At 71.0% G+C, this 11,864-nt stretch carries 6 protein-coding genes; 3 read left to right on the forward strand and 3 right to left on the reverse strand.

The window, feature by feature from the left end; genetic code table 11:
* Nucleotides 1–99: 99 nt before the first annotated feature.
* The 3 genes from carB to ACIRDX_RS15995 are packed head-to-tail and all read right to left on the reverse strand — an operon-like array spanning nt 100 to nt 6,602.
* Nucleotides 100–3,351, reverse strand: coding sequence for a carbamoyl-phosphate synthase large subunit (gene carB, locus ACIRDX_RS15985; protein WP_396626433.1), 3,252 nt, complete (start codon nt 3,349–3,351; stop codon nt 100–102).
* Nucleotides 3,352–4,494 carry a glutamine-hydrolyzing carbamoyl-phosphate synthase small subunit gene (gene carA, locus ACIRDX_RS15990; RefSeq protein ID WP_396626434.1) on the reverse strand — a complete coding sequence of 381 codons (1,143 nt, stop codon included), beginning with the start codon at nt 4,492–4,494 and terminating at the stop codon, nt 3,352–3,354.
* Nucleotides 4,491–6,602, reverse strand: a complete 2,112-nt coding sequence (locus tag ACIRDX_RS15995) for a PEGA domain-containing protein (protein ID WP_396626435.1) — start codon at nt 6,600–6,602, stop codon at nt 4,491–4,493. Before ACIRDX_RS15995 ends, carA begins: the two co-directional genes overlap by 4 nt.
* A gap of 75 nt (nt 6,603–6,677) precedes the next feature.
* Here ACIRDX_RS15995 and bshC point away from each other — a divergent pair, with 75 nt between their 5' ends.
* The 3 genes from bshC to ACIRDX_RS16010 form a co-directional block, all read left to right on the forward strand.
* A complete protein-coding gene (gene bshC / locus ACIRDX_RS16000; protein ID WP_396626436.1) occupies nt 6,678–8,324 on the forward strand; it encodes a bacillithiol biosynthesis cysteine-adding enzyme BshC in 1,647 nt (548 codons plus the stop codon).
* 38 nt (nt 8,325–8,362) lie between these two features.
* A complete protein-coding gene (locus ACIRDX_RS16005; RefSeq protein WP_396626437.1) occupies nt 8,363–10,693 on the forward strand; it encodes a PBP1A family penicillin-binding protein in 2,331 nt (776 codons plus the stop codon).
* Between the two features lie 161 nt (nt 10,694–10,854).
* Nucleotides 10,855–11,864, forward strand: a 1,010-nt coding sequence (locus tag ACIRDX_RS16010; RefSeq protein WP_396626438.1) for a peptidylprolyl isomerase, incomplete at its 3' end; no start/stop codon positions are given.

The following is an 11,864-nucleotide window of genomic DNA, read 5'->3' on the forward strand; positions in this document are numbered from 1 at the left end:
TACCCGATACCCGATACCCGATACCCGATACCCACAAACGCAAACGAGGCGCCTCCGTGCGAAGGCGCCTCGTGGTCGTGCCCGGCGGGTCCCGCCGTGTCAGGCGGGGGCCGTGACCGTGCCGTGGTACTCCTGCAGCGACCGGACATCGAGGCCCTGCTCGCGCAGCGCCCGGATCGCGCTCACGGTGGCCGCACCGCCGGTGAGCGTGGTGATGCACGGCACGCCCTGCATCATCGCGACGCGTCGCACGCTGCGATCGTCGAAGAACGACTCGCGGCCGAGCGGCGTGTTCAGCACGAGGTGGATCTGCTTGTTGACGATGCGATCGCCAACGTGCGGACGCCCCTCGTTGATCTTGTAGACCACCTCGACCTCGAGCCCGTGCGCCCGCAGGTACGCCGCGGTGCCGCGCGTGGCCACCAGCTTGAAGCCGAGACCCGCCAGGTCGCGGGCGATCGGCACCACGTTGGCCTTGTCGTCGTTGTTGACGCTGATGAACGCCGCGCCGTCGAGCGGCAGCTTCTGGCCGGCCGCGATCTGCGCCTTGGCGAAGGCGGTGCCGAAGGTCGCGGCGCCCCCCATCACCTCGCCGGTGCTCTTCATCTCGGGGCCGAGAATCGTGTCGACACCAGGGAAGCGGACGAACGGGAACACCGGCGTCTTCACGAACACGCCCGTGACGCCGAGGTCCTGCACCAGGCCGAGGTCGGCCAGCGACTTGCCCGTCATCACCTTGGCCGCGATCTTGGCCAGCGGCACGCCGGTGGCCTTGGAGAGGTACGGCACGGTGCGCGACGCACGCGGGTTCACCTCGAGGACGTAGACCGTGTCGTCCTTGATGGCGAACTGCGCGTTCATGAGGCCGATGACGTTCAGCGCGCGGGCAATCCGGCGCGTGTAGTCCTTGATCGTCTCGAGGTGCTTCTCGGCGACCAGGTACGTGGGCACCACGCAGGAGCTGTCGCCCGAGTGGATGCCGGCCTCCTCGATGTGCTCCATCACCCCGCCGATGATGACGCCGCCCTGGCCGTCGGCGACCGCGTCGACGTCGAGTTCGAAGGCATCCTCGAGGAAGCGGTCGATGAGGATCGGCTTCTCCGGCGACACGTCCACGGCGTTGGCCATGTAGTTGTCGAGCGTGCCGGCGTCGTACACGATGGCCATCGCGCGGCCGCCGAGCACGTAGGACGGGCGCACGACCACCGGATAGCCGATGCGCGCGGCCACCTCGCGCGCCTCGTCGCGGCTCGCGGCCATGCCGTTGGCCGGCTGCGGGATGCCGAGATCCCAGAGGAGTTGCGAGAAGCGCTCGCGGTCCTCGGCCAGGTCGATGGAGTCGGGCGACGTGCCGATGATCTTCACGCCGGCCTCCTGCAGGGCGAGCGCCAGCTTCAGCGGCGTCTGGCCGCCGAACTGCACGACGCACGACACCTCGCCGCCGGCCGACTTCTCGCGCTCGATGACGGCAAGCACGTCCTCGAGCGTCAGCGGCTCGAAGTACAGGCGGTCCACCGTGTCGTAGTCGGTCGACACCGTCTCCGGGTTGCAGTTGACCATCACCGTCTCGTAGCCCTCGTCGCGGGCCGCGAAGGCGGCATGGCAGCAGCAGTAGTCGAACTCGATGCCCTGGCCGATGCGGTTGGGGCCGCTGCCGAGGATCACCACCTTGTCCCGCGGCGTCGGGTCGGCCTCGCACTCGCGCTCGAAGGTGCCGTAGAGGTACGGCGTGAACGACTCGAACTCGGCCGCGCACGTGTCGATGCGCTTGTAGGCGTTGCGCAGCCCGAGTTCCTCGCGCTTCTCGCGCACGGCGCCCTCGTTGACGTCGCACAGGCGGGCGATGTCGCGGTCGCCGAAGCCGTTGCGCTTGAGCGTCCGCAGCAGGTCCTCGGACATGTTGCGCAGGCCGATGTCGCGGGCCATCTTGCCGAGGTCGACCAGCTCCTGGAACTGCTCGAGGAACCACGGGTCGATGTGCGTCAGCTCGTGGACCTGGGCCACCGTCCAGCCGCGCTCCAGGGCGCGGAAGATGGCCCACATCCGGCGGTCGTTCGGGATCACCAGCGCCCGGCGCAGCGCCTCCACCTTCTCCTCGTCATCGTCGACCGGCTGCCCGAAGAGCGACGCGCCGCTGCTGGCGAGCTCGAGGGAGCGGATGCCCTTGAGGAAGGCCTCCTTGAAGGTGCGGCCGATGGCCATCGCCTCGCCCACCGACTTCATCTGCGTGGTGAGGGTCGCGTCGGCCGTCGGGAACTTCTCGAACGCCCAGCGCGGGATCTTGCACACGATGTAGTCGATCGTCGGCTCGAAGGAGGCCGGCGTGACGCGCGTGATGTCGTTGGGGATCTCGTCGAGCGTGTAGCCGAGCGCCAGCTTGGCGGCGATCTTGGCGATGGGGAACCCGGTGGCCTTCGACGCGAGCGCCGAGCTGCGCGACACGCGCGGGTTCATCTCGATGACGATGTAGTCGCCGTTGGCGGGGTTGACGGCGAACTGGATGTTGCTGCCGCCGGTCTCGACGCCGACGCGACGGATGATTCGCCGCGCCGCATCGCGCAGGCGGTGGTACTCGCGGTCCGACAGGGTGATCGACGGGGCGACCGTGATGGAGTCGCCCGTGTGGACGCCCATCGCGTCGACGTTCTCGATGGAGCAGATGACCACGAAGTTGTCCGCGTGGTCGCGCATCACCTCGAGCTCGTACTCCTTCCAGCCGATCACCGACTGCTCGACGAGGATCTCGTGGACCGGGCTGAGGCTGATGCCGCGCTCGCAGATCTCGCGGTACTCCTCGAGGTTGTAGGCGATGCCGCCGCCGACGCCGCCCATCGTGAACGACGGGCGGATGATCGCCGGGAAGCCGACCTGCTCGATGCAGTCCAGCGCCTGCTCGAGCGTGTGCACGACGGCCGAGATCGGCACCGGGATGCCGATCTCCTTCATGGCGTCCTTGAACTTCAGCCGGTCCTCGGCCAGCTCGATGGCGTCGATCTGCGCGCCGATCAGCTTGACGCCGTACTTCTCGAGGATGCCGGCCTTGGCCAGCGCCACCGCGAGGTTGAGCGCCGTCTGCCCGCCCACGGTAGGCAGCAGCGCGTCGGGCTTCTCGCGGATGATCACCTGCTCGACCATCTCGACGGTGAGCGGCTCGACGTAGGTGCGGTCGGCCAGCTCCGGGTCGGTCATGATCGTCGCCGGGTTGCTGTTGATCAGGACGACCTCGAGCCCCTCGCTGCGCAGGGCCTTGCACGCCTGGGTGCCGGAATAGTCGAACTCGCAGGCCTGGCCGATGACGATCGGGCCGGATCCGATGACGAGCACGCGGGAGATGTCGGTACGGCGGGGCATCTAGGCGCGCGCCTCCATGGCGTCGAGGAACTCGCGGAACAGGTAATCGGCGTCGTGAGGCCCCGGCGCCGCTTCGGGGTGGTACTGCACGCAGAAGATCGGCCGCGTGCGGTGCTTCAGGCCCTCGACCGTGTGGTCGTAGAGGTTCACGTGGGTCACTTCGACGTCGGCCGGGATAGACTCCGGGTCGACGGCGAACCCGTGGTTCTGCGAGGTGATCTCGACCGCGCCGCTGGCCAGGTGCTTCACCGGGTGGTTGGTGCCGCGGTGCCCGAACTTCAGCTTGAACGTCCGGGCGCCGAGCGCCTGCGCGAGGATCTGGTGCCCGAGGCAGATGCCGAAGATCGGCACGTCCGCGCTGGCCAGTGCCGTGGCGTTCGCCACCACATAGGGCAGCGCCGCCGGGTCGCCCGGCCCGTTGCTGAAGAAGACGCCATCCGGGTGGTCCTTCATCAGGTCGGCCGCCGGCGTCGTGGCCGGATAGACCCGGACGTCGATGCCGTGCTCGGCGAACCGGCGCAGGATGTTGTACTTCATGCCCAGGTCGTAGGCGGCCACCTTCAGTCGCCGACCTGCGCGACGCCCCGGTTCGAGGATCAGGTCGCGGCCGACGGTCGCGCCCGGTTCCTCGGTCGGCGCCCAGTCGAACGGCGCCTTGCACGTCACGTCCTTCACGAGGTCGGCCCCGGCCATCTGGCGCGCCGCGCGCGCCTTCTCCACGAGGTCCTCACCGCGGACGGTGGCGCCGGTCGCGATCACGCCCCGCATCACGCCCGAGGACCGCAGCAGCCGCGTCAGCGCCCGCGTGTCGATGTCCGAGATCGCGACGATGCCGTTGCGGGTGAGGTACTCCTTCAGCGTGGACTCGGAGCGCCAGTTGCTCGCCACGCGCGATTCCTCGCGCATGACGAACCCGGCGACCTGCGGCCCGCGCGACTCGACGTCCTCGGGCGACACGCCGTAGTTGCCGATGAGCGGTGCCGTCATCGTCACGATCTGGCCCGCGTACGAGGGGTCGGTCAGGACCTCCTGGTACCCCGTCAGGCTCGTGTTGAAGACGACTTCGCCACTGGTCTCTCCCGTGGCGCCGGCGGCCACGCCTTCGAAGACCTGGCCGTTCTCGAGTGCGAGTAGCGCTTTCATTCCTGTTCCTGCTGCAACGTGGCCTGTACCCGGACGCGCGTGCCTGCAATCACGGCGACGCGTCCCTCCCAGGGCTTGAATCCCGGCGCTTCCACGCGAACCGTGTGCGCGCCCTGTGACAGCCCGGGGACCGACGCGGGCGTGCTGCCGTAGTACTGGCCGTCGATTGTCAGGCGCGCCTGCGCCGGCGTCGAGACCACGAAGATGCCGCCCGTGCGGGGCGCGTCGGCCTCGCCCTGTTCTGGCGGCGCCGCCTGCGCCGTCGGCGCGGCAGGCGCGGGCGGGCGCGCCGGCGCCGGCACGGGGCGCGCGGGCTGGACCGTCGGTGCCGCGGCGTCCTGTCGGACGAGGTCGATGCTCATGGAGGCCACCGGTTGTGCGGCGGCCAGCACCACCTGCCGTTCCACCGGCACGAACCCGGGTCGGCTGATCGTCACGGTGTACGGGCCGAGCGGCAGGTCGCGCAGCACCACCGGCGTCTCGCCGCGAACGGCCCCGTTGACCCGGACCTCCGCCGACGGAGACGAGCGGATGAGCACCCGGCCGGTCGCGACGGTGGGCGGCTGCGGCGGGGCAGGCGCGGGCTCGGCGGTTGCCGCCGGCGGCGCCTGACGAGGCGGCACCACCCTGGGCGTCACCGGGGCCTGCGGCACGACCGCCGCCGGCGGCACGGGGGCCGGGGCCGCCTGCGGCTGACGCTCGGCTGGCAAGCCCTGCGGCGGGCCCGACGGGTCGGCCGACGGCGAGACGGGCTCGGGCTCGACGGGAGACGACGTTGACGCCTGGGTACCCGGCCCGGGTGCCTGCAGGCTGCGCCACGTGCCATACCCCGCTGCTGCGACGGCAAGCAGGACCGCGAGCAGCAGCCAGGCCCGGCGCGAGGGCGACTCCTGTGCGTCGGGCGTCCACGCGTCGGTCGCACCCGGTGCGTCGTGGTCGTCGAGGCGCCACACGGGCGACGACGCCCCGGAGGCCGACGCGCCCACATGCTCGTCAGGGGTGCGCAACACCAGTGGGTCGTGGTCGTGGGCGTCGCTCGGGACGTCGGCGACCAGCCACTCCTGCTCGACTTCCTCGTCGTCGACCGCCGCGGCCGTCCCCCCTGGGGTCGCCGAGGGAGTCGGCGCGCCCTCTTCCTCAGGGAACAGCGACAGGGCCACGCCTTCGGGGTCCTCGATCGGCTGGACGGCGATCTCGCGGGGCGCCTCGCCGGCAGGGGCGGCGAGGATCACGCCTTCGCGCGCGAATCGCGACAGGGCGCCGGCCGCTTCGGCGGTCGGCTCGTCTCCAGCCAGCGCCGTCAGCCACGCCTCGACCGAGGGGAACCGCTGGTCGGGATCAGGATGCAGGGCGCGCACGAACACCTCGTGCAGTCGGGCGTCCTCGGTGGGCGTCTCGGCGAGCGTCCAGCGGTCGAAGGCCGGGATCGTGCCGGCGATGAGGCGCCGCCCCGACAGGGCGTCGAGCGCGAGCATCGCCAGGGAGTACTGGTCGGCGCGCGCGTCCCAGGGCCGCCCCGAGGCGCGCTCCGGGGCGGTGAACGGCACGCGCACCGGGGCCTGCATGTCCAGCGATTCGAGCACGGGCGCCAGGCCCACGCCGGTCAACATGCCGCCATCGTCGGTGACCAGGACGTCGCGTGGATGAATCGCGCCGTGCCAGACACCCGCGTCGTGCGCGGCCTGCATGCCGGCGGTGATGGGCCGCAGCCACGGCAGCGTCGCCTCGAGGCTCTGTCGCCCGCCGCGCAAGCGCCCCTCGACCGTCGGCGCGGTGACCACCGGCGAGGCGAGGTACACGCCCTCGTCGCTGAGACCGACCTCGGTCAGGGGCAACAGCGCCGGATGCTGGGGCAGCGCCAGCCGGACCCGCTCCAGATGCTCGGCCAGCACGGGGCCGTCGCCGGCCACCTCGGTGATCAGCTTGAGGACCTGCAGGCGTCCACGCTCGTCCTCGACGAGCAGGCGCGGCCCCAGCGTCCCAGACGCCAGAACGCGTCGGACGCGAAAGGGTCCGACTTCCTCGGGCGGCTGGAAGAGGGACGAGGGATCGTGGGTCAGGGCAGGGACTCTCCTGCGCGAGGCTCGCGCGGGCAGACGAGCGGGCATTATAGCAAGGGCGCGTCGCCAGGCGGCTCGACGCGCCTTGACACCCGTGAGGCCCTTTGCGACAGTGGACCCCCTGTGCTCCCAGACTCGACCACGCAGGCCGTTCAGCCTCAGGGCATCGACCTGCGCCAGTGGTCGGGATCCCGCCTGAGCCTGGACTACACCTACCGTCACGACGCGCTCGCCGCGTTCTACGCCGGCGACCCGGCCACGCCCGAGGCGTGGCGGGCAGCCATCGCGCGGGCGCAGGCCCATCCGCGGCAGCGTGACCGCATGGTGGCCGTGCTCGAGCGGCAACTGGCCGAGCGCGAGGCCCCGGAGCAGGCACGCGCGGCGGCACGCAAGCTCGCCGACCCGCAGACGGTCGCCATCGTCACGGGCCAGCAGGCCGGCCTGTTCGGCGGGCCGCTGTACACCCTGATGAAGGGGATCACGGCCGCCCGGCTCGCCGCCGACATCGAGGCGCAGTTCGGCGTGCCGTGCGTGACGGTGTTCTGGAACCACGCCGAGGACCACGACTGGGAGGAGGTCGCCTCGGCCTGGGTGCTCGACGCCGACCTGCAGCCGCACAAGCTCACGGTGAGCGGCATCGAGGGCGACGGGCACGTGCCGGTGGGCCGCGTGCGCCTCACCGACGACATCACGCGCGTGCTGGCCGAACTCGAGGTGCTGCTGCCGCGCACCGAGTTCACCGACGAAACGATTGCGCACCTGCGGCGCTGTTACGTGCCCGGGATGGGCATGGCGGACGCGTTCGGGCACCTGCTCGATCAGCTCCTCGGCCCCCTGGGCGTCATCGTCTTCGACGGCAGTGACCCGGCGGCCAAGCCGCTGGCCAGCGCCATCTTCCAGCGCGTGCTGGCCACGCCGGGACACACCCGCCAGCTCGCCACCGAGGCGGGCCAGGCGCTCGTCGCCGCGGGCTACCACGCCCAGGTCCTCGCGCAGCCCGACGCCACGGCCCTCTTCTCGATGGCCGAGGGACGCATCCCCATCAAGTACCGCGACGGGCAGTTCTTCGTCGGCGATGCGGCCGTCGATGCCGACACCCTGCGCCAGGACGCCGCCGCGCATCCCGAACGATTCAGTCCGAACGTCCTGCTGCGGGCGGTCGTGCAGGACACGCTGCTGCCGACCATCGCGTACGTGGCGGGCCCCTCCGAGCTGGCCTACCTCGGGCAACTCAAGGACGTCTACGCGTTCCACGAGACGCCCATGCCGCTGATCGTCCCCCGTGCGACCGGCACGGTGCTCGACTCGGCGGCGCTGCGCTTCCTCGCCCGCACATCGCTGGAACTCAAGTCGCTGCAGGCCCAGGACGAGCACGTGCTGAACCAGTGGCTCGAAGCCCAGTTGCCGCCGTCGCTCGAGCAGGCCCTCCAGGATCTCGCCCGTGCCGTCGACGAACGCATCGCGGTGCTCGCGGCCGAAGTGCCCGCGCTCGACCCCACCCTGGACGGCGCCGTGAAGTCGTCGCACGGTCGCCTCGGGCACGAGGTGCGCGCGCTGCACACGAAGGTCATCACGGCTGCCAAGCGTCGGCACGACACCCTGCGCCGGCAGTTCGCGCACGCCCAGCACCTGGCGTTCCCCGGAGGACATCCGCAGGAGCGCGTGGTCTGCCTGGCCTGGTTCATGAACCGCTTCGGCCCCGCGCTCGTGCCCCGGCTGTACGAGTGCCTGCCCACCGAGGGCGGCAAGCATTGGCTGCTGCAACTCTGACCCGACGCCGACGGCGGCGGCGCTGGCCCCGCGTCCTCGTGGCGGTGCTGCTCGGCCCGTTGCTGGTGCTGACGGGCATCTTCGTCTTCCTCTACCGCAGCGTCGCGATCGAGGTCGACGCGCGCCTCTCCGGCCTCCACGACCGCGTCGCGCCACGGGTCTATGCCCGTCCGTTCGTGCTCCGGCGCGGCCAGGCGCTGAGCGCGCAGGAACTCGACGAGCGACTCGACGACCTGGGCTACACACGCCGCGAACGCGCCATCGAACCCGGCGAGTTCGACGTGGCCGGCAGCGAGGTCCGCCTCGTGCCGCGGGGGGGCACGGCCGAAGGCCAGATCGTGCGCGTCACGCTGACGCCGGACGCGTCGGGCAAGGCCAACCAGGTCGGCGCGCTCGTGCTCGCACGCAGCGGTGAGGTCGCGTCGGTGGAACTCGAGGCCCCGCTGCTCACCGCCGTGGCTCCGGGCGGGCGCGGGCGCCAGCGACAGGTGCCGCTGCTCCAACTTCCCAAGACCGTGGTGCAGGCCGTGCTGGCCATCGAGGACCGGCGCTTCTACTCGCATCCCGGCGTCGACCTGATCCGCACCATCGGCGCCGTGGTGACCAACGTGCGCGGCGACAAGCCGTACCTGGTGGGCGGCAGCACGCTCACCCAGCAGTTGGTCAAGAACTCGTTCCTGACGCCCGAGAAGACGTACACGCGCAAGATCCGCGAGCAGGTGATGTCGCTCGTGCTCGAGCGGCGCCTCACCAAGGACCAGATCCTCGAGCTGTACCTGAACGACGTCTACCTCGGGCAGCGCGGCTCCTTCTCGGTGCACGGCATGGCCGAGGGCGCCCACCTGTTCTTCGGCAAGGACGTCACCAACGTGACGCTGGCCGAGGCCGCGATGCTGGCAGGGATCATCCAGTCGCCTGCCGCCTACTCGCCGACGCGGCACACGGCGCGGGCGCGGGATCGCCGCGACGTGGTCCTGCGCGCGATGGCCGACGCCGGGTACGTGAGCCGCGCCGAGGCCGACGCGGCGATCGCGACACCGCTGGTGACGGCCGCCGGCACGGTCGATGCCGAGGCGCCCTACTTCGTCGACCACGTCGCGCAACTGATCGGCGAACGGGTCGAGTTGCGGGCCTCGGCCACGCGCATCGAGGTGCACACGACGCTCGACCTGCACCTGCAGCGGGTCGCCCAGGACGTGGTGAGCACGGGCGTGGCCAACATCGAGTCGCGGTTTGCCAGGAAGGGCCAGTCGCGCGGGCCGCTCCAGGCAGCGCTGGTCGCCGTCGATCCCCGCACCGGGGAAATCCTGGCGATGGTCGGCGGGCGGTCCTACCAGCGGTCACAGTACAACCGCGCGACGACGGCCAAGCGACAGCCGGGATCCACCTTCAAGCCGTTCGTCTTCCTCGCGGCCTACGACATGGCCCTGCGCGAGGGGCGCACCGACCTCACGCCGGCCACGGTGCTGTCCGATGAACCCGCGACGTTCCTGGTCAACGGCCAGGAGTGGGCGCCGCACAACTACGACGGCGCCAACGACGGCCTGGTGACGGCCCGCCGGGCCCTCGCCCGCTCCCGCAATCTCGCCACCATCCAGATGGCCGAGCTGGCCGGGTACCAGACCATCGCCTCGCTGTGGCGCAGCATCAAGCCCGGGTTCACCGCCCGCGCCTACCCCTCCATTGCCCTCGGCGTCTTCGAGGCCACGCCCCTCGACATGGCCGAGGCCTACACCCTGTTCCCGAACCTGGGTGAGGTGCGCCCGCTGCGGGCCATCGCCCGTCTCGAGGTCGACGGCTCGCCCTCGGCCACGCCCGAGCCCGGTCGTCCCCGGCACGTCGCACAGCCAGCGCCGACCTTCCTCGTCACCAACATGATGCGCAGCGTCCTCAACGAGGGGACGGGCGCCGGTGCCCGCGCCGCCGGCTTCGCCCTCGATGCGGCGGGCAAGAGCGGCACCACCAACGACCTGCGCGACGCCTGGTTCGTCGGGTTCACGCCGGAACTCCTGACGGTGGTCTGGGTGGGCCTCGACGACAACACGCCGGTCGGCCTGAGTGGCTCGCAGGCGGCCCTGCCGATCTGGACGGCTTTCATGAAGCGCGCGCTCGCCGGCCACCCCAACCGAGCCTTCGCCGTGCCCGACGGCATCACGTTCGTCGAAATCGACAAGGAGACGGGCGGCCGCGCCGGCCCGTTCTGCGACAAGCCGTTCAACGAGGCCTTCCTGGTCGGGACCGAGCCGCAGACCCTCTGCTACACCCATCTCGGCGTGCCGGGCGGCAGCCTCACGGGGCCGCAGCTCCTCCAGATGCCGACCGCCGTGCCCGTGCCGTCGTCTCAGCCACAAGCATCGCCGGTGCCCTGACTCGACGACCGCCATGCCGGTACGCCGCTGACGCCCGCCTCACTGCCGACGGCCGACTCCGCGCTTCTGACTGCCGACTCCGCGCCAGTGACTGCCGACTGCCGACTCCCGACTGCCGACTCCCGTATACTGGTTCGTCCGTCTTTCCTCGAGGTTGCCCTTTGAAGTACGTCGTTCCCGTCCTCCTCGCCCTCTCCCTGGGCATCGCCTGCAATCGCACCGAATCCAAGGCCGCCGCCAACCAGGCGCCGACCGAGGCCGCCGGCCAGCCGGCCGCCGCTCCCGGTGCCCCTGCCGGTCAGCCGGGTCAACCGGGCCAGCCGCCGCCGGCGCCGGTCAAGCCGGTCCCGGCACAGTTGCCGACGGTGATCGCCCGCGTCAATGGCGCCGACATCCCGGCCGCCGATCTCGAGAAGGCCATCCGGAACCTCGAGGCCAACGCCGGGCAGCAGGTGCCCGCCGAGCGGCGCAGCGAGATCTACCGGGGCATCCTCGATCAGCTCGTCGAGATGCGCCTGCTCGAGCAGGAGGCCGCCGCGCGCAACATCAAGGCGACCGACGCCGAGGTCAACGCCGGCATCGACGAGATGAAGAAGCAGGCGCCCAACGCCGAGGCCTTTGCCAAGGCGCTCGCGTCGCGCAAGATGACCGAGGCCGACCTGCGCGCCGAGGCGCGACAGCGGCTGGCCGTGGACAAGCTCCTGACCTCCGAGGTCGAGCCCAAGGCGGCGGTGACCGAGGCCGACATCGCCGACTTCTACAAGAAGAACCCGCAGTTCTTCATGCAGCCCGAATCCATGCGCGCCAGCCACATCCTGCTCAAGGCCGACACGCCGGAGGCCAAGGCCGCGGCCAAGACGAAGGCCGAGGGGCTGCTCACGCAGATCAAGGGCGGCGCCGACTTCGCCGCGCTTGCCAAGCAGTACTCCAACGACGGCAGCGCCCAGGCCGGCGGCGACCTCGGGTTCTTCCCGCGCGGCCAGATGGTCAAGCCGTTCGAGGACGCCGCGTTCGCCCTCAAGGCCGGTGAAGTGAGCGGCCTGGTGGAGTCGGAGTTCGGCTACCACATCATCAAGGCCGCCGAGCACCGTCCGGCCCGTACCGTGCCGCTGGCCGAGGTGAGCGACCGCATCGCCCAGGCGCTGCGCCAGCAGAAGCAGCAGCAGCTCGC

Source organism: Luteitalea sp. (assembly GCF_044337415.1).
Classification (GTDB): domain Bacteria; phylum Acidobacteriota; class Vicinamibacteria; order Vicinamibacterales; family Vicinamibacteraceae; genus Luteitalea.

What these genes read in the sequence shown, in the direction of transcription:
- carB (WP_396626433.1), bottom strand. Translation starts at nt 3,351, where the DNA reads ATGCCCCGCCGTACCGACATCTCCCGCGTGCTCGTCATCGGATCCGGC.
- carA (WP_396626434.1), bottom strand. Translation starts at nt 4,494, where the DNA reads ATGAAAGCGCTACTCGCACTCGAGAACGGCCAGGTCTTCGAAGGCGTG.
- ACIRDX_RS15995 (WP_396626435.1), bottom strand. Translation starts at nt 6,602, where the DNA reads ATGCCCGCTCGTCTGCCCGCGCGAGCCTCGCGCAGGAGAGTCCCTGCC.